23 protein-coding genes are annotated in these 24,544 nt (G+C 71.6%); 3 read left to right on the top strand and 20 right to left on the bottom strand.

Features of this window, described 5'->3' with window-relative positions:
* Nucleotides 1-27: 27 nt before the first annotated feature.
* The 11 genes from gmk to BIU98_RS09005 form a co-directional block, all read right to left on the bottom strand.
* A complete protein-coding gene (gmk, locus tag BIU98_RS09055; protein ID WP_071275095.1) occupies nt 28-957 on the bottom strand; it encodes a guanylate kinase in 930 nt (309 codons plus the stop codon).
* Nucleotides 954-1,844 (bottom strand): orotidine-5'-phosphate decarboxylase, encoded by an 891-nt coding sequence (gene pyrF / locus BIU98_RS09050; RefSeq protein WP_083393128.1) that lies wholly within the window; start codon nt 1,842-1,844, stop codon nt 954-956. Before pyrF ends, gmk begins: the two co-directional genes overlap by 4 nt.
* A complete protein-coding gene (carB, locus tag BIU98_RS09045) occupies nt 1,841-5,134 on the bottom strand; it encodes a carbamoyl-phosphate synthase large subunit (protein WP_071275092.1) in 3,294 nt (1,097 codons plus the stop codon). The genes pyrF and carB overlap by 4 nt, the downstream gene beginning before the upstream one ends.
* Nucleotides 5,134-6,333 (bottom strand): glutamine-hydrolyzing carbamoyl-phosphate synthase small subunit, encoded by a 1,200-nt coding sequence (carA, locus tag BIU98_RS09040; protein WP_071275089.1) that lies wholly within the window; start codon nt 6,331-6,333, stop codon nt 5,134-5,136. Before carA ends, carB begins: the two co-directional genes overlap by 1 nt.
* On the bottom strand, nt 6,330-6,875 hold the full coding sequence (locus BIU98_RS09035; RefSeq protein ID WP_071275086.1) for a hypothetical protein: 546 nt from the start codon (nt 6,873-6,875) through the stop codon (nt 6,330-6,332). Before BIU98_RS09035 ends, carA begins: the two co-directional genes overlap by 4 nt.
* Nucleotides 6,872-8,230 carry a dihydroorotase gene (locus BIU98_RS09030; protein WP_071275083.1) on the bottom strand — a complete coding sequence of 453 codons (1,359 nt, stop codon included), beginning with the start codon at nt 8,228-8,230 and terminating at the stop codon, nt 6,872-6,874. The genes BIU98_RS09035 and BIU98_RS09030 overlap by 4 nt, the downstream gene beginning before the upstream one ends.
* Nucleotides 8,227-9,204, bottom strand: coding sequence for an aspartate carbamoyltransferase catalytic subunit (locus tag BIU98_RS09025; RefSeq protein WP_071275080.1), 978 nt, complete (start codon nt 9,202-9,204; stop codon nt 8,227-8,229). The genes BIU98_RS09030 and BIU98_RS09025 overlap by 4 nt, the downstream gene beginning before the upstream one ends.
* Complete coding sequence (gene pyrR, locus BIU98_RS09020) at nt 9,201-9,764, bottom strand: bifunctional pyr operon transcriptional regulator/uracil phosphoribosyltransferase PyrR (protein ID WP_071275077.1); 564 nt, start codon at nt 9,762-9,764, stop codon at nt 9,201-9,203. The genes BIU98_RS09025 and pyrR overlap by 4 nt, the downstream gene beginning before the upstream one ends.
* 58 nt (nt 9,765-9,822) lie before the next feature.
* Nucleotides 9,823-10,275 (bottom strand): transcription antitermination factor NusB, encoded by a 453-nt coding sequence (gene nusB / locus BIU98_RS09015; RefSeq protein WP_071275074.1) that lies wholly within the window; start codon nt 10,273-10,275, stop codon nt 9,823-9,825.
* Nucleotides 10,276-10,284: 9 nt separating this feature from the next.
* Nucleotides 10,285-10,845 carry an elongation factor P gene (gene efp / locus BIU98_RS09010; protein WP_071275071.1) on the bottom strand — a complete coding sequence of 187 codons (561 nt, stop codon included), beginning with the start codon at nt 10,843-10,845 and terminating at the stop codon, nt 10,285-10,287.
* A gap of 129 nt (nt 10,846-10,974) precedes the next feature.
* The gene (locus tag BIU98_RS09005; protein WP_071275067.1) at nt 10,975-12,666 is read right to left on the bottom strand and encodes an AarF/ABC1/UbiB kinase family protein; all 1,692 of its coding nucleotides are present in this window, start codon (nt 12,664-12,666) and stop codon (nt 10,975-10,977) included.
* A gap of 129 nt (nt 12,667-12,795) precedes the next feature.
* On the opposite strand from BIU98_RS09005, the gene BIU98_RS19415 reads away from it, so the two are divergent.
* The gene (locus tag BIU98_RS19415) at nt 12,796-13,098 is read left to right on the top strand and encodes a hypothetical protein (protein ID WP_071275064.1); all 303 of its coding nucleotides are present in this window, start codon (nt 12,796-12,798) and stop codon (nt 13,096-13,098) included.
* A complete protein-coding gene (locus BIU98_RS19410) occupies nt 13,092-13,259 on the top strand; it encodes a hypothetical protein (RefSeq protein ID WP_175481328.1) in 168 nt (55 codons plus the stop codon). The genes BIU98_RS19415 and BIU98_RS19410 overlap by 7 nt, the downstream gene beginning before the upstream one ends.
* 7 nt (nt 13,260-13,266) lie before the next feature.
* On the opposite strand, the gene aroB is transcribed toward BIU98_RS19410, so the two are convergent.
* The 9 genes from aroB to BIU98_RS08955 all read right to left on the bottom strand — a co-directional run bounded on the left by aroB (nt 13,267) and on the right by BIU98_RS08955 (nt 23,516).
* A complete protein-coding gene (gene aroB / locus BIU98_RS08995) occupies nt 13,267-14,364 on the bottom strand; it encodes a 3-dehydroquinate synthase (RefSeq protein WP_175481327.1) in 1,098 nt (365 codons plus the stop codon).
* A complete protein-coding gene (locus BIU98_RS08990) occupies nt 14,361-14,915 on the bottom strand; it encodes a shikimate kinase (RefSeq protein ID WP_302847964.1) in 555 nt (184 codons plus the stop codon). Before BIU98_RS08990 ends, aroB begins: the two co-directional genes overlap by 4 nt.
* Entirely contained in the window at nt 14,912-16,132 is a 1,221-nt protein-coding gene (aroC, locus tag BIU98_RS08985) for a chorismate synthase (protein ID WP_071275061.1), read from the bottom strand. Before aroC ends, BIU98_RS08990 begins: the two co-directional genes overlap by 4 nt.
* A 57-nt stretch (nt 16,133-16,189) precedes the next feature.
* The gene (mltG, locus tag BIU98_RS18505) at nt 16,190-17,713 is read right to left on the bottom strand and encodes an endolytic transglycosylase MltG (protein ID WP_083393126.1); all 1,524 of its coding nucleotides are present in this window, start codon (nt 17,711-17,713) and stop codon (nt 16,190-16,192) included.
* A gap of 65 nt (nt 17,714-17,778) precedes the next feature.
* Nucleotides 17,779-18,225, bottom strand: coding sequence for a Holliday junction resolvase RuvX (gene ruvX / locus BIU98_RS08975; RefSeq protein ID WP_071276366.1), 447 nt, complete (start codon nt 18,223-18,225; stop codon nt 17,779-17,781).
* A gap of 8 nt (nt 18,226-18,233) precedes the next feature.
* A complete protein-coding gene (alaS, locus tag BIU98_RS08970) occupies nt 18,234-20,891 on the bottom strand; it encodes an alanine--tRNA ligase (RefSeq protein WP_071275058.1) in 2,658 nt (885 codons plus the stop codon).
* A 91-nt stretch (nt 20,892-20,982) separates the two neighbouring features.
* Nucleotides 20,983-21,177, bottom strand: a complete 195-nt coding sequence (locus BIU98_RS08965) for a hypothetical protein (protein WP_071275055.1) — start codon at nt 21,175-21,177, stop codon at nt 20,983-20,985.
* A 121-nt stretch (nt 21,178-21,298) separates the two neighbouring features.
* A complete protein-coding gene (gene rpsD / locus BIU98_RS08960) occupies nt 21,299-21,928 on the bottom strand; it encodes a 30S ribosomal protein S4 (RefSeq protein WP_071275052.1) in 630 nt (209 codons plus the stop codon).
* A 235-nt stretch (nt 21,929-22,163) separates the two neighbouring features.
* Nucleotides 22,164-23,516, bottom strand: coding sequence for a replication-associated recombination protein A (locus tag BIU98_RS08955; protein WP_071275049.1), 1,353 nt, complete (start codon nt 23,514-23,516; stop codon nt 22,164-22,166).
* Nucleotides 23,517-23,631: 115 nt separating this feature from the next.
* Here BIU98_RS08955 and BIU98_RS08950 point away from each other — a divergent pair, with 115 nt between their 5' ends.
* On the top strand, nt 23,632-24,456 hold the full coding sequence (locus BIU98_RS08950) for a peptidylprolyl isomerase (RefSeq protein ID WP_071275046.1): 825 nt from the start codon (nt 23,632-23,634) through the stop codon (nt 24,454-24,456).
* The last annotated feature ends 88 nt before the right edge of the window (nt 24,457-24,544 follow it).

Raw genomic sequence — 24,544 nt, 5'->3', positions numbered from 1 at the left:
GTCCCGAGCGGGACGGTGCGCTCCCGGCTAGGGCGCAGTGAACAAGTCTACGACCTCACGTGCCGCCGTGCCGACATCCGAGTTCACGATCCGCACGTCGAACTCGTCCTGCGCGGCCAGTTCGACCTTCGCCGTCTCGAGTCGGCGGGCCTGTTCCTCGGACGACTCGGTGCCGCGGCCGATGAGCCGGCGGACCAGTTCGTCCCACGTCGGCGGCAGCAGGAACACCAGGACCGCCTCGGGCATGGCGTCGCGGACCTGGCGGGCGCCCTGCAGGTCGATCTCGAGCATCACCTTGTCACCGGCGTCGAGCGCGCGGTCGATGGGCGGGCGCGGGGTGCCGTACCGGTAGGAGTTGTGCACGGTGGCCCACTCGAGCAGTTCACGCTCGCGGATCATCCGGTCGAACTCGGCGTCGTCCACGAAGTAGTAGTGCACACCGTCGACCTCGCCGGGCCGCGGCTTCCTGGTGGTCGCGGAGACGCTGAGGTTGACCTCGGGGTACTGCTCGCGGATGTACGCGCTGACGGTCCCCTTGCCGACGGCGGTGGGGCCGGCGAGCACGACGAGCTTCGACACGCCACGCTTCCGCCCGCGCGCGGCGAGCCAGTCGGAGAGCGCCGACCGCTGCCGGGTGCCGAGGCCGCCGAGGCGCTTCGACGGCGCGATCCGCAGCGAACCCATGATCGTCTCGGCGCGGGCCGGTCCGATGCCGTTCAGGCTGGTCAGGAGGTCACGGACGCGGAGGGACTTCTCGGCCGGTGCCTCGGCGTCGCTCCAGGCGGCGCGGGCGACGTCGAGCGCCGACCGGTCCCCCGTGGCGACGGCGGCCTTCACCGCGGCGCGGGCACGGCGGGCGGCGACGGCGGCGCGGGCAGCAGCGGCGCGGTCCACCTCGGGCGGCGTGCGGTGTGCGGGCAGGGAGCCCGGGTCGTCGGTCAGGCCGTCGTCGCTCATGCCAGGGCCGCCTGGATCCGCTCGGCACGGTCGGCCACGAGCGCCGCGACGCCGTCCGGGCCGTCGGTCAGGAGCCCGCGGGACTCGCTCACGAGCACCTGCTCGGCGCGCGAGCCGTACAGCGCGCGGAGATCCTCGATCCGGGCGCCCTGCGCACCGAACCCGGGGGCGAGCACGGGCGCGTTCCCGATCTCGTCGGCACCGATGCCGAAGTCCGTCAGGTCGAGGGTCGCGCCGAGCACCAGCCCGACGTCGCCGATGGCCTGGTCGTCCACGGCCGGGTTGTCGTCTGCCACGTCGAGAACGATACCGGCAGCGACGCTCCGCCCGGCACGCGGTCCCTCGGCGAGCACCGCGGTCTGCAGCACGCGCGCCTCGGGGTTGCTCGTCGCCGCCAGCACGAACACACCGGCGCCGTTCCGACGGGCGAGGTCGACCGTCCCGCGCAGGGAGCCGTACCCGAGGTACGGCGACACCGTCATCGCGTCGGCCGCGAACGGGCCGGCGGCGTCGATCCACGCGGTGGCGTAGTCGTCCCCCGTCGACCCGATGTCGCCGCGCTTGACGTCGGCGACGACCAGGAGGCCCGCATCACGTGCCCGACGGATCGTCGCGTCGAGTGCGCGGTAGCCAGCGACCCCCGCGGCCTCGAAGAACGCGACCTGCGGCTTCACGACGGCGGCGCGACCGGCGGCCGCGTCCACCAGGACGCGGCCGAACGCGGTCAGTCCCGCTTCGTCCCGGCCGAGCCCCCACGCCGCCAGGGTGGCGGCGTGGGGGTCGATCCCGACGCACAGTGCGGACCGCGACCCGATGGCGGCCGCGAGCCGGACGCCGAACGGCTCCGAGCCTCCTGACCGGTCTGCGGTGTCGAGGCGGTCCGTCACCAGCCCGCCCGCTCGAGCGCGTAGTCCTGCAGGCTGCGCACGCTGTGCGGCGTGCCGATCGTCTCGATGGCCGCGACGGCGGCACCGAGCTGGGCGATCGTCGTGAACAGCGGCTTGTCCGCGGCGACCGTGGCCGCGCGGATCTCGTAGCCGTCGGCGCGACCGGAGGCACCCGACGGCGTGTTGATCACGATGTCGACCTCGTTGCGGGCGAGCAGGTCGACGACGCTCTCGCCGCCCTGGCTGTACTTGCCGACCACGTCGACCATGATCCCGTTGCGGCGGAGCACCTCGGCGGTGCCCTCGGTCGCGGTGATCGTGAAGCCGAGCTGCTGCAGGCGGTGCACCGGCAGGACGATCGCCCGCTTGTCGGTGTCCGCGACGCTCACGAACACGGTGCCGCTGGTGGGCAGCCCGCCGTACGCGGCCTCCTGGCTCTTGAGGAACGCCCGCGGGAAGTCGCGGTCGATGCCCATGACCTCACCGGTGGAGCGCATCTCCGGGCTGAGGACCGAGTCGACGACCTGGCCCTCGGCGGTGCGGAAGCGACGGAAGGGCAGCACGGCCTCCTTCACGGCGACCGGTGCCTGCGCCGGGACGAACGCGCCGTCACGGGCGGGCAGGAGCCCCTCCTCGACGAGGCCGGCGATCGACGTGCCCGTCATGATCCGGGCGGCGGCCTTCGCCAGGGCGATGCCGAGCGCCTTCGAGACGAACGGGACGGTGCGGCTGGCGCGCGGGTTGGCCTCGAGGACGTAGAGCACGCCCGCGGCGATGGCGAACTGCACGTTGAGCATGCCGCGCACGCCGACGCCCCGCGCGATCTTCTCGGTGGCGTCGACGACGGCCTGGATCTCGCCGCGGCCGAGGCCGACCGGCGGGAGCGTGCAGGACGAGTCGCCGGAGTGGATCCCCGCCTCTTCGATGTGCTCCATGATGCCGCCGATGTAGAGCCGCTCGCCGTCGAACAGGGCGTCGACGTCGATCTCCACCGCGTCGTCGAGGAACCGGTCCACCAGGAGCGGCAGGTCCGGGCCGATGATCGCCTGGTCGGCCATCCGACCGAAGTAGTCGGCCATCGCGGTGGAGTCGTAGACGATCTCCATCCCGCGGCCGCCGAGCACGTAGGACGGGCGGACGAGCACCGGGTAGCCGATCTCCTCGGCGATCCCGGTGGCGCTCGCCAGGTCGTGCGCGGTGCCGTTGCGCGGCGCGAGCAGGCCGGCCTTGTCGAGGATCGCGGAGAACTGCCCGCGCTCCTCGGCGGAGTCGATCGCGGTCGGGGTGGTGCCCAGGATCGGGATGCCCGCGGCCTCGAGGGGCTTTGCGAGCCCGAGGGCCGTCTGCCCGCCGAGCTGCACGACGACGCCGACGAGCTCACCGGAGGCGGCTTCGGCCTCGATGACCTCGAGGACGTCCTCGGTGGTCAGCGGCTCGAAGTACAGGCGGTCCGAGGTGTCGTAGTCCGTCGACACCGTCTCCGGGTTGCAGTTGATCATGATCGTCTCGAACCCGGCGTCGCTCAGCGCGAAGGACGCGTGCACGCAGGAGTAGTCGAACTCGACGCCCTGGCCGATGCGGTTCGGGCCGGAGCCGAGGATGACGACCTTCTTGCGGTCGCTCGGCGCGACCTCGGTCTCGACGTCGTAGGACGAGTAGTGGTACGGCGTCAGGGCCGGGAACTCGCCGGCGCAGGTGTCGACGGTCTTGAAGACCGGGCGGATGCCCAGTTCGTGCCGCGTGTCGCGGACCTGCTGCTCGGTGACCTGCTGGTCGGACGTGCTGCGCAGCGAGGCGATCTGGATGTCGCTGAAGCCGTGCTCCTTGGCCCAGCGGATCGTGTCGGCGTCGAGGGAGTCGGCGGCGCGGATCTCCTCGGCGACCTCGTTGATGAGCACGATCTGGTCGAGGAACCACGGGTCGATCTTCGTGGCGTCGAAGACCTCGGCCGCGGTGGCGCCGGCGACGAGCGCCTGCTGCACCGTGACGATGCGACCGTCGGTCGGGATCGCGGACTTCGCCAGCAGCGCGTCCTTGTCGAGCTCGGCGGCCGGGGTGTCCCAGTGGAAGCTCGACCCCCGCTTCTCGAGCGAGCGCAGCGACTTCTGCATGGCCGTGGCGAAGTTCCGGCCGATGGCCATCGCCTCGCCGACGCTCTTCATCGTCGTGGTGAGCGTCGCGTCGGCGGCCGGGAACTTCTCGAACGCGAAGCGCGGGGTCTTCACGACGACGTAGTCGAGCGTCGGCTCGAAGCTCGCCGGGGTGACCCGCGTGATGTCGTTCTGGATCTCGTCGAGGCGGTACCCGATGGCGAGCTTCGCGGCGATCTTCGCGATCGGGAAGCCCGTCGCCTTCGAGGCCAGCGCGCTCGACCGGGACACGCGCGGGTTCATCTCGATGACGATCACGCGGCCGTTCGCCGGGTCGATGGCGAACTGGATGTTGCACCCACCGGTGTCGACCCCGACGCGGCGGATGATGTCGATGCCGATGTCGCGGAGGTTCTGGTACTCGCGGTCGGTCAGCGTCAGCGCGGGGGCGACGGTGATCGAGTCGCCGGTGTGCACGCCGACCGGGTCGACGTTCTCGATCGAGCAGACGACGACCGTGTTGTCGGCGTTGTCCCGCATGAGCTCGAGCTCGTACTCCTTCCACCCGAGGATGGACTCCTCGAGCAGGACCTCTGTCGTGGGGCTCGACTGCAGGCCGTCCCCGACGAAGCGGATGAGCTCGGCCTCGTTGTAGGCGAAGCCGGAGCCGAGGCCGCCCATGGTGAACGACGGGCGGACGACGAGCGGGTAGCCGAGGTCCTTCGCGAACTCCTTGGCCTCGTCCAGGGTGTGGGCGATGTGGCTGCGGGCCACGTCCGCGCCGGACTCGAGGACGAGCTCCTTGAAGAGCTGGCGGTCCTCACCGCGCTGGATCGCGTCGACCTTGGCGCCGATGAGCTCGACGCCGTGCTTCTCGAGGATCCCGGCCTCGTCGAGGGCGATCGCCGCGTTCAGGGCGGTCTGGCCGCCGAGCGTCGGCAGGACGGCGTCCGGCTGCTCGATGCGGATGATCTCCTCGAGCGACGCGTTCGTGATCGGCTCGATGTACGTCGCGTCGGCGAAGTCCGGGTCCGTCATGATCGTCGCCGGGTTCGGGTTGACGAGGATCACGCGGATGCCCTCGGCGCGGAGCACGCGGCAGGCCTGGGTGCCGGAGTAGTCGAACTCGGCGGCCTGTCCGATGACGATCGGGCCGGAGCCGATGACCAGGACGGAGCTGATGTCGGGGCGCTTGGGCATCAGTTGCCCTCCTTCGTGATGTCGGCGGCAGGCGTCGTGGCGTCGGCGGTCGCCGCGTCGAGCGGCTCGCCGGCACGACGGGCCACGACCATGTCGCGGAACCGGTCGAACAGGTACATGCTGTCGTGCGGTCCGGCGGCGGCCTCCGGGTGGTACTGCACGCTGAACGCGGGGATGTCGAGGGCGCGGAGGCCCTCGACCACGTTGTCGTTGAGCGAGTAGTGCGAGACCTCGACCCGGCCGAAGCCGACCGGGGACTCGAGCACCTGACCGACGGGGGCGTCGACCGCGAAGCCGTGGTTCTGGCTCGTGATCTCGACCTTGCCCGTCGTGGTGTCGAGCACGGGCTGGTTGATGCCGCGGTGCCCGAACGGCAGCTTGTACGTGCCGAAGCCGAGTGCACGGCCGAGCAGCTGGTTGCCGAAGCAGATCCCGAAGAACGGGCGGCCGTCCCGCAGGCTCTCCTGCAGCAGGGTGACCTGCGCGTCGGAGGCCGCCGGGTCGCCGGGCCCGTTCGAGTAGAACAGCGCGTCGGGGTCGAGCTCGCGGAGCCGCTCGACGGTGACGTCCTGCGGCAGCACGTGCACCTCGAAGCCGCGCTGGGCGAGGTAGCGGGTGGTCGACGTCTTCACGCCGAGGTCGAGCACGGCCAGCGTGCCGATCTGCTCGCCGACCGCGTCGACGACGTACTCGGCGTCGGTCGACACCGCAGCGGAGAGGCTCTGCCCGGCCATGTCGGCCTGCTCGCGCACGAGCGTCAGCTGCTCGTCGGGCGAGAGCGCGGCGTCGGGGCCGCTGAAGACGCCGCCCTTCATCGCGCCGGCGTCCCGGATGCGACGGGTCAGTGCGCGGGTGTCGACCCCGGAGATGCCGACGATGCCGTCGCGCTCCAGGTGGTCGTCGAGCGACGCCGTGGCGCGGTGGTTCGACACCACGCGGCTGGGGTCGCGGACGACGTAGCCGGCGACCCAGATGCGACGGGACTCGGGGTCCTCGTCGTTGACGCCGGTGTTGCCGATGTGCGGCGCGGTCTGCACCACGATCTGCCCGGCGTAGGACGGGTCGGTGAGCGTCTCCTGGTAGCCGGTCATCCCGGTCGCGAAGACCACCTCACCGAGGCTGCGTCCGCGGGCGCCGTACGCCCATCCGTCGTGTCGGGTGCCGTCCTCGAGGACCAGCACGGCCCGTTCGCGTGTCATGAGTTCGTCCCTTCGCCCGCGGTCTGCGGGTGGTTGTGCTTCGTCGCCAGCTCCTGGAGTGCGTGCAGCGGGGCTGCGTCGCCCTCCGGGAACCGGAAGTAGGTGTCGAGGTCCGTCGCACCAGCGGCGCCGGTCGCCGTCCATCGCAGACGGACCAGCCCCCCTGGCTCGACCACGCGGTCGATCGCCGCGGTCGCCCGGTCGGCGCCGCGGACCAGGTCGGCGGCGATCCAGCGGTCGGCCTCCCCCGCCAGGTGCAGGACGACGCCGGCCTGGTGGACCGTCACGCCGCCGCGGCCCCGGAAGCCGAGTCCGCCCGCCGTGATGCGCTCCAGCGGCTGGTCGGCGCGGGTCGTCGCGACGGTGAAGCCGTCCCAGGACCCGGCCGCCGGTGACAGGTCGGTCGGCACACCGACGGGAGGCACGGCGTCGGTCTGCTTCCTGACCCGCGTCCGCCAGGTGCGCACCATTGCCACGAACAACGCGGCCACCGCGAGCAGGATCAGCCCGCCGAGGAGCCACCGCGCGGCGTCGCCGCTCATGCGGTGGCCGCCGTCCGCGTGGCCCGCGCTGCCGCGGCCACCGTCTCGGCGTCGACGAGCACGCCGTCGAGGAGCGTCGGGGTGCCGTGGTGGAAGGTCGCGACGACCCGTCCGGGCAGGCGCATGCCGAGGTACGGCGAGTTCTGCGACTGCCCCGCCAGGTCGGTGACGGCGAAGTCGCGGACCGCGCTCGGGTCGTACAGGGTGACCTCGGCCGGGGCACCCTCGGCGATCGCGTGCCCGTGGCCCTCGACCTGCCCGATGCGCGCCGGGGCGCTCGAGAGCACGCGGGCGACGTCCGACCAGTCCAGGCGGCCGTCCTCGACCACGGCCGCGTGCACCACGCTCAGCGCGGACTCGAGCCCGACCATGCCGTTCGCGGCGGCCGGCCACTCGCAGCACTTCGCCTCGGCGGTGTGCGGGGCGTGGTCGGTGGCGACGATGTCGATGGTGCCGTCGGCCAGGGCGGCGCGCAGGGCGTCGACGTCCTCGCGGGAGCGCAGCGGCGGGTTCACCTTGTAGCGGGCGTCGTAGCCGGGGGCGCCGTCGACCCCGGCGATGAGGTCCTCGGTCAACACCAGGTGGTGCGGCGTGACCTCGGCGGTGACGTCGATCCCGCGGGACTTTGCCCAGCGGATCACCTCGACGCTGCCGGCGGTCGAGACGTGGCAGACGTGCAGCCGCGCTCCGACGTGGTCGGCGAGCAGGACGTCGCGGGCGATGATCGCCTCTTCCGCGACGGCCGGCCACCCGGCGAGCCCGAGTTCCGAGGACAGGCGGCCCTCGTTCATCTGCGCGCCGATGGTCAGGCGGGGCTCCTGCGCGTGCTGCGCCAGGACCCCGCCGAAGCCCTTGATGTACTCCAGCGCACGACGCATCAGCAACGGGTCGGCCACGCACGAGCCGTCGTCGGAGAAGACGCGGACCTTCGCGCGGGAGGTCGCCATGGCGCCGATCTCGGACAGGTGCGTGCCCTGCAGGCCCTGGGACACGGCGCCGATCGGGCGCACCGTGACGTAGCCGGCGTCGTCGCCGAGGGCCTGGACCTGCTCGACCACGCCAGCGGTGTCCGCGACCGGGCTGGAGTTCGCCATCGCGTTGACGGCGGTGAAGCCGCCGGCGGCCGCGGCCCGCGAGCCGGACAGGACCGTCTCGGACTCCTCGTGACCGGGCTCGCGGAGGTGCGTGTGCAGGTCCACGAGACCGGGCAGGGCGATCAGGCCGTCCGCGTCCACGGTGGTGGCACCGGCCGCGTCGAGACCGGACCCGACCGCGGTGATGCGCCCGGCCTCCAGTCTGATGTCGGCCCGCGACCCGTCGACCAGCTGGGCGCCGCGGATGAGGTGAGCGGTCATGCGACGGACTCCTTCTGGTCGGTGCCGGACGGGGTGCCTGCGCCCGTCAGGGCCAGGTACAGGACGGCCATGCGGACGGAGACGCCGTGCTCGACCTGTTCGACGATGGTCGAGGCGGGCGAGTCGGCGGCCACGCCGGCGATCTCCAGTCCGCGGTTCATCGGACCGGGGTGCATCACGAGCGTGCGCTCCGACAGCCGCGCGAAGCGGGCGGCGGTGAGGCCCCAGTGCCGGGTGTACTCGCGGGGGTTCGGGAAGAAGGCGTCGTTCATGCGCTCCTGCTGGATGCGGAGCGTCATCACGACGTCGGGGTCCTCGGCGAGGGCGGTGTCGAGGTCGTGGTGCACCGCGGCGCCGAACGGGCGCTCAGTCGCGGGGAGCAGCGTCGGCGGCGCGGCGAAGGTGACGCTCGCGCCGAGCGTGCGGAGCAGCCAGGCGTTGCTCCTGGCGACGCGGCTGTGCAGGACGTCACCGACGATGAGGACCCGGACGCCGTCGAGCCCCTGGCCGCGGGACGCGCTGCCGTGGAGCCGCCGGCGCATCGTGAAGGCGTCGAGGAGCGCCTGGGTCGGGTGCTCGTGGGTGCCGTCGCCCGCGTTCACCACGGGGACGTCGATCCAGTCGGCGTCGGCCAGGACCCGCGGGGCGCCGGAGGCCCCGTGGCGCATCACGATCCCGTCGATGCCCATCGCGCCGAGGGTCTGGACGGTGTCCTTGAGGGACTCGCCCTTCGAGACGCTGGAGCCCTTCGCCGCGAAGTTGATGACGTCGGCGGAGAGGCGCTTGGCGGCGGCCTCGAAGGAGATCCGGGTGCGCGTGGAGTCCTCGAAGAAGAGGTTCACGACGGTCTTGCCGCGGAGGGCGGGCAGGCGCTTGACCTCGCGCGTGTTGACCTCGGCCATCTCCTCGGCGACGTCGAGGATCTCGAGGGCGTCCGTGCGGGAGAGGTCGGCGGTGGAGAGCAGGTGCCTCATGCGTCGGCCCCCCGGTCCGGCTGTTCGATGACGACCTCGTCGACGCCGTCCGTCTCGGTCAGGCGGAGCGTGACCCGCTCGTCGGACGCGGTCGGCAGGTTCTTGCCGACGTGGTCCGCGCGGATGGGCAGCTCGCGGTGGCCCCGGTCGACCAGGACGGCGAGCCGGACCGCACGCGGCCGGCCGATGTTCTGCAGGGCGTCGAGCGCTGCCCGGACCGTGCGGCCGGAGTACAGGACGTCGTCGACGAGCACGACGACCTTGCCGTCGATGCCGCTCGCCGGGATCACCGTGCGGTGCGGGGCCCGGCCGATGCCGTGGCCGAGGTCGTCGCGGTGGAGCGTGACGTCGAGCGTGCCGACGCGCTGCTGCCCGTCGGCCCAGTCGGGCTCGATGCCGGCGAGGACCTCGCCGAGCCGGTCGGCCAGGACGGCTCCCCGGGTCGGGATGCCGAGGAGCACCAGGTCCGAGGCGCCGTGGTTGGCCTCGAGGATCTCGTGCGCGATGCGTGTCAGAGCACGCGTGATGTCGGACTGCTGCAGGACCGTGCGGGTACCCACGCCGACCTCCTTCCCCGCCTCTCAGGACGGCATTTAAAGGATGCGGACGTGGTCAACCCTAGCGGGACTCCTGGTCTCCGGCGACCGTCCGACCGGACGGTGCACGGGTCCCGGCGACGGCGCCGAGGACGCCGTTCACGAAGCCGGCGGAGTCGTCCGTGGACAGCGACTGGGCGAGCTCGACGGCCTCCGAGATGGCGACGGCGTCGGGCACCTCGGGGTTGAAGCGGATCTCCCAGACACCCATGCGGAGGATGCAGCGGTCGAGGACCGGCATCCGGGCGATCGACCAGCCCTGGGCGTGGTCGATGATGACGTCGTCGATCTCGCGACGGGCCTCGTCGACCCCGGTGACCACCTGGCGTGCGTAGTCCCAGCTCGACGCCCGCTCGGGGTTGTCGAGGTGGCGGACGGTCTCCGTGGCGAGGACGTCGGCGATCGGGAGCTCCCGCACCTCGGCCACGTACAGCATGTCGAGGGCGCGCTTGCGGGCCTTCGAACGAGCACTCATCCGGCGGCCTTAGTTGACGCGGCCGAGGAAGTTGCCGTCACGCGTGTCGATCTTCACCTTGGTGTCGGTCTCGAGGTACAGCGGGACCTGGATCTGGTATCCGGTCGCCTTGATCGTCGCGGGCTTGGTGCCACCGGACGAACGGTCACCCTGCAGGCCGGGCTCGGTCTCGATCTCGGTGACGATCGAGGTCGGGAGCTCGATGTAGAGCGGGTTGCCCTCGTTCATCGCGAGGGTGACCATCGCGGACTCGAGGAGGAAGTTCTTGGCGTCGCCGACGACGGTTGCGGGGACCGGGACCTGGTCGTAGGTGTCGGTGTCCATGAACACGTAGGAGTCGCCGTCCTCGTAGAGGAACTGGTAGTCGCGGCGGTCGACCGTCGCGGTCTCGATCTTCGCGCCCGCGTTGAAGGTGCGGTCGACGACCTTGCCGGAGACGACGTTCTTCAGCTTGGTGCGGACGAACGCACCACCCTTGCCGGGCTTGACGTGCTGGAACTCGACGACCGACCAGAGCTGCCCGTCGATGATGAGAACGGCGCCGTTCTTGATGTCAGTGGTACTGGCCATGAGAGTCGATGTCCCGTTCGTGTTGAGGAGTGAAGGCCTGCGGGCGCTGGGGCCCCGGACGAGTGTAGCCGACGGCCTCGCGCGGGCCGTCGCGCCCGGTCACGCGCGTCGACGTGCGGGCCGACGGCCTCACTCGCGCCGTCGTGCGAGCCAGGCGTCGATCGCCGCCCAGACGAGCAGCACCACGGCCGTCCCGCCGAGGAGCCCACCGGCCACGCCGGTGCTCAGCACCGCGGTGGGCCGCGCCGGCGCCGCCAGGTAGACGATCGCCAGCACACCGGCCCCGGCACCGAGCAGCACCAACAGGATCCGACGGATCATGCCGGAGACGGTCCTCCGGTCGCGCTGGTCGGCGAGCAGGCGGATGTTCACCGACAGCTTGTTGCCCTCGATCGCCTCGCTGATGCGGTCGATCCGCCGCGGCAGGCGTCGGACGGTGGAGAACAGGCCGAAGAGCTCACGTGCGGCGACGTCCCGCAGGACGCTCGGGCGGAGCTGGTCACGGATCTGCTCGCGGGCCAGGTTGCGGGACTCGTCGAGCAGGTCGAACGAGGGCAGCAGCGTGCGCAGGGTCCCCTCGAAGATCGCCAGTGCCCGGGCGGCTGCGACGAAGTCCGGCGGCGGCTTCAGCCGGTAGCGGCCGAAGACCTCGACCGCGTCGTCGACGGTCTCGACGCCGATGCGCGCCCCCGGGCCGAGCTCGTCGGCCACGAAGCGGGCGATGTCCCGGCGGAAGTCGGCCTCGTCCTGGGCACGACGGACCGGCGCCATCCGCAGCACGGCGTCTGCGATCCGCGAGGTGTCGTCCTGGATGTACGCGGCGACGAGCTCCTGCACGGTGTCGCGCAACGTCGGGTCGAGGCGGCCGACCGACCCGAAGTCGATGAGGGCGGGGCGACCGTCGGGCAGCAGCAGGACGTTCCCCGGGTGCAGGTCGCCGTGGTAGATCCCGTCGAAGACGACCTGCCGCAGGAACGACCGGAGGATCGCCCGCATCGGCTCGTCGAGGTCGCGGTCGGCTCGGGAGGCGCGGATCGCGCTGAGCGTGTCCCCCTCGAGGAACTCCATCACCAGCACCCGCCGCCCAGAGAGCTCCGGGTACGGGGTCGGGAAGCGGACCTCGTCCGGCCGGGCGCTCCTGGCCTGGGCAGCACGGAGCGCCTCGAGGTTGCGGAGCTCGGAGGAGAAGTCGACCTGGCGGATCAGGTCGTCGCCGTACTGCGTCGCGACGTCGATGACGCCCACCTGCCGGGCCTCGGCCGAGGTCCGCGCGAGGAAGCGCACCACGCGCAACGCGATGTCGACGTCCTGCCGCACGGCCGCGTCGATGCCGGGTCGCTGGACCTTCACGGCGACCGCGGTGCCGTCGTGCAGCCGTGCTCGGTGCACCTGCGCGATGGACGCCGCAGCGACGGGCCTCGGGTCGAACGACTGGAACACCTCGGAGACCGGGGCGCCGAGGTCCGCGGTGAGCAGCTCGGTCACGGCCTGCGGGTCCGCCGGGGTGACGTCCCGCTGCAGGGACGCGAGTCCCTCGGTCCACTCGTCCGGCAGCAGGTCGTCGCGGGTCGAGAGCAGCTGCCCCATCTTCACGAAGCCGCCACCTGCCTCTTCCAGAGCACGGCGCAGGTGCTCGGCCTGGTCACGACGCTTCTCCGAGGTCTCCGGGTCGCGCGAGAAGTCGAGGCGCCGGAACGGCACGAGGCCGTGTCGGCGGGCGATGGACAGCAGTTCGGCGAAGCGGCGCGCGCGGGAGCGGAGCGTTCCCGCGTCGGCGTCCGGCCGGGCGCCGAAGTCGCTCAGACGGGGTGGTGTGGGCACGTGTTCAGCATGCTCCCCCGGGCTGGGCGCCCCCGGCTGACTCCTCCACAGCCGGGAGGCTCGGGGGCGCCCTCCACAGGTCGGCCCGCCCCGGTCCCGTGGCCGCATGAGGTCAGGCACGGTCGTCCCATGGAGACAGCACTCATCGCCGCCGTCATCGCCGCAGCCGCCGCCGTCTTCGCTGCGCTGATGGCCTGGCTCGCCGCGACGCAGGCACGACGCTCGAATGACCGGAGCCACGCGTGGAACCGGATCGTGTGGACCGTGAGCGGCGAGCACGCACCGGAACACGACATTTCGGAACATGTCCTCACCAGCATGAAAGACCTACGGTGGGCACCGCGGGACGATCGCGCGCTCGCAGCGTCACTGCTGGACCGTCTCGCGACCGACGATGCAGAGACCTCGAACCAAGGAGCACATCCATGCTGAAGCGCAAGCCGCTCGTCGTCCCCACCGACGCGCTCGAACGTCGAGCGTTCGAGAACGGCGCCACCCCGGAAGAGTGGGCAGAGTTCCGACGCACCAACGTCATCACTGTCTCGATGCACGTGAAGTGGTGGTGGCGGCGGACCCTCCAGGTGCTGCGGTAGCGGCTGGCTAGACGCCGACCTCCTGGTAGGCGGTGAAGAGCAGGTGGTCCTCCGGCCCCTCGAGGGTGACGGGCTTGCCGACGCCGTCGAGCACGATGAACCGGAGCATGCCGGCTCGGGCCTTCTTGTCGCGACGCATGGTGGCCAGGAGCGACTGCCACCGGCCGAGCGGGTAGCTCGTCGGCAACGACAGCGACTCGAGGATCGACCGGTGCCGGTCGACGGTCGCGTCGTCGAGGTGCCCCGTGAGCCGTGCGAGCTCCGCCGCGAAGACCATGCCGACCGACACCGCCGCGCCGTGCCGCCACTGGTAGCGCTCGGCGTGCTCGATCGCGTGCCCGAGCGTGTGCCCGTAGTTCAGGATCTCGCGGCGCCCCTGCTCGGTGAAGTCCTCGGAGACCACCTGTGCCTTGAGCTCGATCGCGAGTTCGACGACCCGGCGGAACTCCGGCGTGGACGGGTCGGTGGCGCGGTCGACGTCGGCTTCGACGATGTCGAGGATCTCGGGCACGGCGATGAACCCGGCCTTGACGATCTCGGCGAACCCGGTCAGCACGTCGTTGCGCGGCAGGGTGTGCACCAGGTCGAGGTCGACCACGACCGCCTTGGGCGCCGAGAACGTCCCGACGAGGTTCTTGCCCTCGTTGGTGTTGATGCCGGTCTTGCCGCCGACGCTCGCGTCGACCATGCCGAGCACGCTCGTCGGGACGGAGAAGTACGGCACGCCGCGCAGCCACGTCGCCGCGACGAACCCGGCGAGGTCGGTGACGGCTCCCCCGCCGAGACCGACCACGGCGTCGGTCCTGGTGAAGTCGGACTGCCCGAGGATCTGCCAGCAGAACGCGGCGACCTCGACCCGCTTGGCGGCCTCGGCATCGGGCACCTCGGCGATCAGGGCCTCGAAACCGGCCTCGACGAGTCCGGCACGGAGTTCCTCGGCGCGGGCGCCGAGCGTGGGGGCGTGCACGATCAGGACCTTGGCGACCCGGGGGCCGAGGAGCGCGGGCAGCGACCCGAGCAGGCCGGTGCCGACCGCCACGACGTAGCCGTCCGCACCGCCGACGCGGATCTCGGTGGTGCCTGCTGGCAGGGTCGTCTCGGTCACGGTGCTCCTTCGGTGTGGTCGCTCCGCAGCCAGGCGACGACGTCGTCGACGACGTGGGCCATGGGGCGACGAGAGGTGTCGACGACCACGTGCGCGAGCTCGGCGTAGGTGGCCGCACGGTCGTCGAGGATGGTCTGCCAGGCGTCGATGCCGCCGGACGCCAGCAGCGGGCGGTCGGACCCGGCGATGCGCTCGGCGACGGCCTCGGGCGAGACGGTCAGCAGCACCACGCGCGCGCCGTCCATCGCCCGGCGGGTGTCCGCGTGGGTGACGGCACCGCCGCCGACGGCGATGACGCCGCCGGTCCGCATCGCACTGGTGACCGCGTCGGCCTCGAGCGCCCGGAACGCGGGCTCGCCCCGGTCGGCGAAGATCGTGGGGATCGGACCGTGCTCGCGCGCGATCACCCGGTCGGTGTCCGTGAAGGGCACGCCGAGTCGCTTCGCGACGCGCTTGCCGACGGTGGACTTGCCGGCCCCCATCGGGCCGATCACCACGACGGGCGCGGTGCTGCGCCCGTCGTGGTCAGCGGCCTCCGGTCCGGCGCTCACCAGGTGCTGGAGGGCTCAGCCGGCTCGGTGCGGCGGGAACGCAGGGTCTCCGGGATCGACGCGAGGTACGACTCCAGGTTGCGCTTGGTCTCGACGACGTTGTCCCCGCCGAACTTCTCGAGCACGGCGTCGGCGAGCACGAGCGCGACCATGGCCTCGGCCACGACGCCGGCGGCCGGGACCGCGCAGACGTCCGACCGCTGGTGGTGCGCCGAGGCGTCCTCACCGGTGGTGACGTCGATTGTGTGGAGCGCGTGCGGGATCGTCGCGATCGGCTTCATGCCGGCACGGACGCGGAGCACGGTGCCCGTGGACATGCCGCCCTCGGTGCCACCGGCGCGGTCGCTCGTGCGGATGATCTCGCCGTCCTCGCGGTACAGCTCGTCGTGGGCCTCGGACCCGCGGCGGCCGGCGGTCTGGAAGCCGTCACCGACCTCGACGCCCTTGATCGCCTGGATGCCCATGATCGCCGCGGCGAGTCGGGCGTCGAGGCGACGGTCCCACTGCACGTGCGAGCCGAGCCCCGGCGGGACGCCGTAGAACAGCACCTCGACGACGCCGCCGAGGGTGTCGCCGTCCTTCTTGGCGGCCTCGACCTCGGTCACCATGCGGGCCGAGGTGTCGGCGTCGAAGCACCGGAGCTGGTCGTCGTCGAGCCGGTCGACGTCGTCGGGCTCGGGCAGCGCCGAGCCGTCGGGCACGCGGACGCTGCCGACCTGCAGCGTGTGCGCGACACTGCGCATCCCGAGCTCGGCGAGGAAGGACTTGGCCACGGCACCGAGTGCGACGCGGGCGGCGGTCTCGCGGGCGGAGGCACGCTCGAGGATCGGCCGGGCCTCGTCGAAGCCGTACTTCTGCATCCCGACGAGGTCCGCGTGCCCGGGCCGCGGGCGGGTCAGCGGAGCGCTGCGCCCCCGCGAGGCCTCGGTCTGCTCGACGGGCTCGGGGTTCATGACCTCGACCCACTTCGGCCACTCGGTGTTGCCGATGCGGATCGCGATGGGGCTGCCCATCGAGTACCCGTGCCGGACGCCGCCGGAGACGTGGAGCTCGTCCTGCTCGAACTTCATGCGGGAGCCGCGGCCGTAGCCGAGCTTGCGCCGCGCGAGGTCGGTGCGGATGGACTCGAACGACACGGGGACACCAGCGGGCAGGCCCTCGAGCATCGCGATCAGTTCGGGTCCGTGGGACTCACCAGCGGTCAACCAACGAAGCATGGCCCCATCCTCCCACAGCCGCCGGGACCGGGACGCGATCGTCCCGGTCCCGTGCGGCTACTGGTACGAGGGGTGCGCGCGGAGCCAGGCCTGGAACTGCTTGACGGCCTGCAGGTGCTGGTCGTACGTGTCCGAGAAGGCCGTCTCGCCCGACTCGAGGTCGACCGTCACGAAGTAGAGCCACTTGCCCTCGGCCGGGTGCGTGACGGCCTGCAGCGCGATGTCACCCGGGTTCGAGATCGGCCCGGGCGGCAGCCCGTCGTGCTGGTACGTGTTGTACGCGTTCGAGGCGTCGTTCCGCTCGGCATCGGTCGTCGTGACCCGGTGCGTGTTGCCGGTGCCGTACGCCACCGTGGCGTCGGACTGCAACCGCATGCCCTGGTCGAGCCGGTTCTGGAACACCCGCGCGACCTTCGGGTAGTCGGCCGCGAGTCCGGCCTCCTTCTGCACGAGCGACGCGAAGACGAGGACCTTCTCCTGGTCCGCCTCGGCGACACCGGCGGACTCCAGGTGCCGCTTCATCGTGTCGACCATCGCCTGGAAGTACTGCTTCGCCGTCCAGCCCGGGTTGATCGGGTAGGTCGCCGGGAACAGCCAGCCCTCGAGCGAGGTCACGCCGGAGGGCAGCCCGTACGCGGACACGTCCTTCGCCGCGGCCGTCACCTCGGCCTTGGTCAGGCCGGCCTTCGACACCATGCCGGCCTCGATGTCCGCCAGGACCGTGCCCTCGGGGATGACGATCGAGGCGTCCTCCACCCGGTTCGCCCGGTCCTGCAACGCCGACAGCGCCGCCTTCGAGCTCATCTTCTTCTTCAACGCGTAGGACCCCGGCTGGAACTGCACGCTCGGGCTCGCGAGCAGGAGCTTGTAGAACACCCCGGACGTCTTCACGACGCCGCTGCGCTGCAGCGTCTTCGCGACGTCCTCGCCGATGTCGCCCTGCTTGATCGTGATGGTCACCTTCGAGGTGCCGTCGCCGGAGTAGTCGTCCGGCTCCTTCGACCCGCTGAACGCCGCGACGACCTGCTGCACCTTCGGTGCCGCGAACGCGTACGCGCCGACACCGGCGGCGACGACGACCGCCACGATGAGGATGCCCGCGATGAGCGCACCCCGCGAGCGACGGTGCGGCTCGTGGGGACCACGGGGCGGACGGGAGGCTCCCCCGCCGCCGCCACGGCCGTCGCCTCCGCCGCCTCCCGCGGCTCCGTCACCGCTGCCGGTCCCGCCGTCGGTGTCACCGACGTCCCGGACGGGTGCTGCGGTCGGGGCGGTCACAGCCGCCAGGTCGTCGTCGGGCGCCGTCGGCGCTGCGGGCTGCTGCGGTACCGGCTGCTCGGGTACCTGCTGCTGCGGCGCCTGCTGCTGGGGTGCCGAGCCGCCCGTCTGCGCGTCGCGAGCCGCCGCTGCTTCCCTGGCCCGGGCCTCCCGGCGGGAGAGCGGGCGACCGGCGGACGGATCCGCGCCACCGGGGCTGTCGGTACGGTCATCTGACGCGCCGTCTCGGCGAGGGCGGTGGCCCTGTCGATCGGCGTCGTTGCCGGGCGCGATGATCGCGTTCCAGTCCAGGTCGTCTGCCAACGGTCCTCGATCTCTCGGTGGGAACTCCGCGGGGCTCCGCCGCTTCGATGACGACGGGGGCAGCCCTACTCGGGGAGCGTGGCCCCAGGAGGGGCGCCGGACGAGCGCTCGTGGTCGAGCGCGTGTTGCAGAATGATAACAGCGGCCGCTTGGTCGATCACGGCCCGGGAGTTCTTCGTGGTCCGACCGGCCGCGCGCATGCCTCGCTGGGCCGTTACGGTCGACAGGCGTTCGTCGACCAGACGGACCGGGCGGTGCTCGGCGATCCGGGCCGCGAACGTCCGGGCGTCGGTCGTCGACGGGGTGTCGCCGCCCGACATCGACAGCGGCAGGCCGACCACGATCTCGAGCACGTCGTACTCGTCCGCGATCGCGAGGATGCGCCGCAGGTCGTGCTTGTCGTCGCGTCGGACGGTCTCGACGGGGGTGGCGATGAGCCCGTCGCGGTCGCACACGGCGACACCGATCCGGGCGCGACCGACGTCGATGCCGAGTCGGCGCCCGGACCGGATCGCCACGGTCAGGCCGCGAGCCGGTCGGTCACCGCGCGCAGCGCCGCCGGCAGGGCTGCCACGTCGGTACCGCCGCCCTGGGCGAGGTCCGGCTTGCCGCCGCCGCCACCACCGAGGACGGCCGCGGCCTCCTTCGCGAGGGGACCGGCCTGGACACCGGCGCTGCGTGCGGCGTCGTTCGTGGCCACGATCACCGCGGGCTTGCCGTTCACCACCGCGCCGAGGACGACCACGGCCGCCTCGGTGCCGAGCTGGGCGCGCACGCTCGTGGCGAGCGAGCGGAGCTCGTCGGCGGACTTCAGCCCGTCGACGGTCTCGGCGACGACGGTGGCGGCGCCGATGGTGGTCGCCAGGCGGGCGATCGCGGGCACGCGCTGCTGCAGCCCGGCGGACTCGAACTCCGCGATGCGCTTCTGCGCGACGCGGAGGTCCTCCATCAGGGACTGCACGCGGGCCGGCAGGTCACCGCGGGGGGCCTTCAGCGCGCTGGACAGCTGGGAGACGATCGTGCGCTCGACCGCGAGCTCCCGGAAGCCCTCGAGCCCGACGAGGGCCTCGACGCGACGGTTGGTCGACCCGACGCTGGACTCGCCGACCAGGTTGACGAGGCCGACCTGCGCGCTGGAGGCCACGTGGATGCCACCGCAGAGCTCGCGGGACCACGGGCCACCGATGTCGACCATGCGGACCTCGGCACCGTACTTCTCGCCGAACAGCGCCTGGGCGCCGAGGGCCTTCGCGTCGTCGATCGGCAGGATGCGCGTGGAGACCTCGAGGTCGGAGCGGATCGCCGTGTTGACGACCTCCTCGATCTCGGAGCGGGTCTCGAGGGAGACGGGCTGGCTCCACGAGAAGTCCAGGCGCATGTAGCCGGACTTGTTGTACGAACCGGCCTGCAGGGCCTCGGGGCCGAGGACGTCGCGCAGCGCGGCGTTGACGAGGTGCGTGGCCGAGTGCGCCTGCGTGGCACCGCGGCGGTACTCGGCGTCGACGACCGTCGTGGCGGGGGCGCCGACCGCGACCTCGCCGGAGCGGACCTGCACCGTGTGCGACCACAGCCCGGTGACGGGCTTCTGGACGTCGAGGACCTCGAGGTCGAAGCCGTTGCCGATGATGGAGCCCTGGTCGGCGTCCTGGCCGCCGGACTCGGCGTACAGGCTGGTCTCGCTGAGGACGACCTCGGCGATGTCCCCGACGACGGCACGGTCGACGCTGACGCCGCCCACGATGATGCCGAGCACGCGGGACTCGGCCTGGAGTGCGTCGTAGCCGAGGAAGGTGGTCTCGCCGGCGGCGCGGAAGGCGCTGTACACGCTGAGGTCGGCCAGCGCCGTCTTCTTGCTCTTGGCGTCGGCCTTGGCCCGCGACCGCTGCTCCGACATGAGCGTGTCGAAGGCGGTGCGGTCGACGTGGACGCCCGCCTCTTCTGCCATCTCGAGCGTCAGGTCGATCGGGAACCCGAACGTGTCGTGCAGCAGGAACGCGGTGTCGCCGCCGATCGAGGGGCGGCCGTCCTGCTTGGCGCGGTCGACCGCGACGTCGAGGATCGTCGTGCCCTGCGCGAGCGTGCGGAGGAAGGTCTCCTCTTCCGCGTAGGCGATGCGCGCGATGCGGTCGTAGTCGGACGCGACCTCGGGGTAGGCGTCCTTCATGGCGTCGCGGGAGGCCGGGAAGAGCGACGGGAACGTCGCGGCCTCGACCCCGAGCAGGCGCATGGCGCGGACGGTGCGGCGCAGCAGGCGTCGGAGGATGTAGCCGCGGCCCTCGTTCGACGGGGAGACGCCGTCGGCGATGAGCATCAGCGCGGACCGGACGTGGTCGGCGATGACGCGCATGCGGACATCGTCCTCGTGCACGGCGCCGTAGCGGCGACCGGAGACCTCTGCGGCCTTGTCGAGGACCGGGCGGACCTGGTCGATCTCGTACATGTTGTCGACGCCCTGCTTGATGAAGGCGACGCGCTCGAGCCCCATGCCGGTGTCGATGTTCTTGTTCGGCAGCTCGCCGGTGATCTCGAAGTCGTACTTCGAGCGCACGTCCGCGATCTGGTACTGCATGAACACGAGGTTCCAGATCTCGACGTAGCGGTCGTCGTCGGTGGCGGGGCCGCCGTCGATGCCGTACGCGGGGCCGCGGTCGAAGAAGATCTCCGAGCAGGGGCCAGCCGGACCGGGCTGCCCGGTCGACCAGTAGTTGGTGTCCTTGCCGAGCCGCTGGATGCGCTCGTCGGGCAGCGTGGAGTGCTGCTTCCAGAAGGCGATGGCCTCGTCGTCGTCCTCGTACACCGTGACCCAGAGGTCGTCGGCCGAGAAGCCGAGCCCGCCGTCGGGCTCCGGGGAGGTCAGGAACTCCCAGGCGTACTGGATCGCCTGCTCCTTGAAGTAGTCACCGAAGGAGAAGTTGCCGTTCATCTGGAAGAACGTGCCGTGCCGCGGGGTCTTGCCGACCTCTTCGATGTCGTTCGTGCGGATGCACTTCTGGACGCTCGTGGCGCGGGGGTACGGCGACGGGACGAGCCCGGTCAGGTACGGGATGAACGGGACCATGCCGGCGACCGTGAAGAGCAGCGAGGGGTCGTCCGAGACGAGCGAGGCGGACGGGACGACGGTGTGGCCGCGGTCACCGAAGTACTGGAGCCAACGGCGGCGGATCTCTGCGGTCTGCATGGTGCTTCCTGATGACGTGGGACGAGGCGGGTGCGTGGTGAGGTGACGCTGGGGACGACGGTGCGTCGTCGGTCGGTCAGTCGTGGGTCGGTCAGTCGTCGGTGCGGAGCTCGGCTTCGCGCGAGCGGTACCCGTCGGCGACGGCTCCCGTGAAGGCCTTCGTGCGGGCGTCGACCTGCGCGAGGAACGTGCCAGCGCCGGACCTGGTGCCGGAGGTCGCTCCGACGCGGTTCGCGACGACGAGCCCGATGAGGACGCCGATGACGACGAAGAACAGCTGCTTCACGGTGGCTCCCTCTCGCTGGCGCCGTGGCGCACGTCCGACCAGCTTAGTCACCGCCCCGGGAACGCCGAACGGCGGGCCGCCCGCTGTGGACGACCCGCCGTTGACGGTGTGGTGCTGTGGATCAGCGAGCTGCGTAGTACTCGACGACGAGCTGGACTTCACAGGTCACGGGGACCTCGGCACGCTTCGGGCGACGCACGAGGCGGGCCTGGAGCTTGTCGATCTCGACCTCGAGGTAGCCCGGGACCTTCGGGAGGACTTCCAGGTGGCCACCGGCAGCGGCGACCTGGAAGGGCTCGAGCGACTCGGAGCGCGGCTTGACGTGCATCAGCTGGCCCTCCTTGACGCGGAAGGAGGGGCGGTCGACGAGCTTGCCGTCGACGAGGATGTGGCGGTGCACGATCAGCTGACGGGCCTGCGAGGTGGTGCGGGCGAAGCCGGCACGCACGATGAGGGCGTCGAGGCGGGTCTCGAGCAGCTCGACCAGGTTCTCACCGGTCAGGCCGTTGGTCTTGCGGGCCTCTTCGAAGACGATGCGGAGCTGCTTCTCGCGGATGCCGTACTGGGCGCGCAGACGCTGCTTCTCACGGAGGCGGACGGCGTAGTCGCTGTCCGCACGACGGCGCGTACGGCCGTGCTCACCGGGCCCGTAGGGGCGCTTCTCGAGGTAACGGGCCGCCTTCGGCGTCAGCGGGATGCCGAGCGCGCGCGACAGGCGGGTCTTGCTGCGGGTGCGTGACTTGGTAGACACAGGGTCCTTTTCTCTGTACTGAACTGAACTGAACACGGGTCCCGGCACGCGCACGTACCGACGACCCCGTGAAGGGATCCAGAGGGATGAGCCTGTGGGATCGGACGGCTACAGTCCGAACCTCTGCCCCCGTGCTGCAACAGCAGCACTCTGTCCCCGACGCAGCCGCACGCGGGAACCAGGACGTAGGCCCGCCAACGATAGCAGGGTTCGAGCGGGCGCAGAAGCGCCGCACTCACGCGCCGCGGGTGATCTTCCGGAGTCGGTCGAGTCGCGGCCCGACCTCGCGCTCGTGCCCGTTGGTGGTGGGCGTGTAGTACTCGGTGCCGACGAGCGCGTCCGGCAGGTACTGCTGCTCGGCGACCCCGTGCTCGGCGTCGTGGGAGTACACGTACCCCTTGCCGTGCCCGAGGCGCTTCGCCCCGGCGTAGTGGGCGTCCCGCAGGTGGTTCGGCACCACGCCCATGCGCCCGGCCTTGACGTCCGCCATCGCCGCGTTGATGCCGTTGTAGGCCGCGTTCGACTTCGGGGCGGTCGCCAGGTACACGACGGCCTCGGCGAGGGGGATGCGGCCCTCCGGCATGCCGATGAGCTGGACGGCCTGCGCGGCGGCGACGGCGATCGGGAGCGCCTGCGGGTCGGCCATGCCGATGTCCTCGGCCGCGGAGATGATGATGCGACGGGCGATGAAGCGGGAGTCCTCGCCGGCCTCGATCATCCGGGCCAGGTAGTGCAACGCGGCGTCGACGTCGCTCCCCCTGACCGACTTGATGAACGCGCTGATGACGTCGTAGTGCTCGTCGCCCTGACGGTCGTACCGGAGCAGTGCCCGGTCGACGGCGGCCGCCACGGTGTCGGCGTCCACGACCGGGACGGTGTCGTCGTCGTCGTCCTGCGCCGCGGTGGCCGACGCGGCCGCGGCCTCGAGCGCCGTGAGGGCACGGCGGGCGTCGCCGGACGCCAGCCGGACGATCGCCGCACGGGCTTCGTCCCCGAGGACCACACCGCCACCGAGCCCGCGGGGGTCCTCGACCGCGCGGTCGACGAGCATGCCGAGGTCGGAGTCGGTGAGGGGCTTGAGCGTGAGCAGCAGCGACCGGGAGAGCAGCGGGGAGATCACCGAGAACGAGGGGTTCTCCGTCGTGGCGGCGATGAGGATCACCCAGCCGTTCTCGACACCGGGCAACAGGGCGTCCTGCTGCGCCTTGCTGAAGCGGTGGATCTCGTCGAGGAACAGCACGGTCGTGGACCCGTAGAGGTCACGGTGCGTGAGGGCCTTCTCCATGACCTCGCGCACGTCCTTCACGCCGGCGGTGACGGCGGACAGCTCGACGAACTCCCGGCCGGACTGCCGGGCGATGGCCTGCGCGAGGGTGGTCTTGCCGGTGCCGGGCGGACCCCAGAGGATCACGGAGACGCCGCCGGGGTTGTCCCGCGTGCCGGTGGCGAGCTGCACCAACGGCGAGCCGCGTCCGAGCAGGTGCTGCTGCCCGGCGACCTCCTGCAGGCTGGTGGGACGCATCCGGACCGCGAGCGGGACGGACCCCTGTGCGAGGCCGACGCGGCCCCCGGTCGTGGGCGCGTTCATGCCCGAGCGATCCGATGCCATGCCGCAATGGTAGGCGCGTCCGCCGACACCGGATCCCACCTGGACGGGTCCGATACGCTCGTCGCACACTGCGACGAGAGGGCAGACCAGCACCGTGGCACCGAAGAACCAGGCGCGCGAGACCCGCGAGGCACGCGAGCGGCTCCGACTCTACGAAGCACGGCAGGGCCTGCACGACCGGCAGCGACGCCGTCGGGTCCGTGACAACGTCGTCGGCGCCGTCGCCCTGGTGGCGGTCGCCGCCCTCGCGACCGGCTCACAGCTCCTGTACGCGGGATCACACGCCAGCCAGGACCCGACCCCGTCCGCGTCGGCATCGGCCAGCGCGAGTGCCACCCCGACGCCGTCCGCGAGTGCCACCCCGGCGAACACCGGCGACGTACCGAGCAAGTCGATCGCGAAGGGCCGCACCTGGACCGGTTCGCTGACCCTGAACAAGGACGTGCGGCTGGGGATCGAGCTCGACGGCAAGCGGGCACCACAGGCCGCGAGCGTCGAGATCGACCTGATCCGCAAGCAGTTCTACGAGGGCACGACGTGCCACCGGCTCGCGGCCAGCGCCGACTTCCGCTTCCTGCAGTGCGGCTCGGCGAACGGCGACGGCACCGGTGACGCCGGCTTCCAGTACGGACCCATCGAGAACACGCCGTCGGACGACCGCTACGACGAGGGCACGATCGCCATCGCGCGGAGCGCCTCCACGTACTCGCAGTCCACCCAGTTCTTCATCGTCTACGGCGACACCACGCTCGACGGCTCGACCGGCGGGTACACCGTCGTCGGCAAGGTCACGAGCGGCCTGTCGGACCTGGAGTCCGAGATCACGTCGAAGGGCGTCGAGGACGCCGGCAGCGACGGCACCGGCACGCCGGAGGTGGCCACCACGATCACCGGTGCGACCATCGCGGAGCAGCGGTAGTCCACAGCACGACGCATCCGCGGGCCGCGGGGGCCGCCGGTGCAATAGGGTGGCTTCCTGACCGTGCCGACGGTGACGTCGGTGATGC

It is taken from the genome of Curtobacterium sp. MMLR14_010, from assembly GCF_001865015.1.
Lineage (GTDB): Bacteria > Actinomycetota > Actinomycetes > Actinomycetales > Microbacteriaceae > Curtobacterium.
This window is presented reverse-complemented; position numbering and strand designations above follow the sequence as displayed.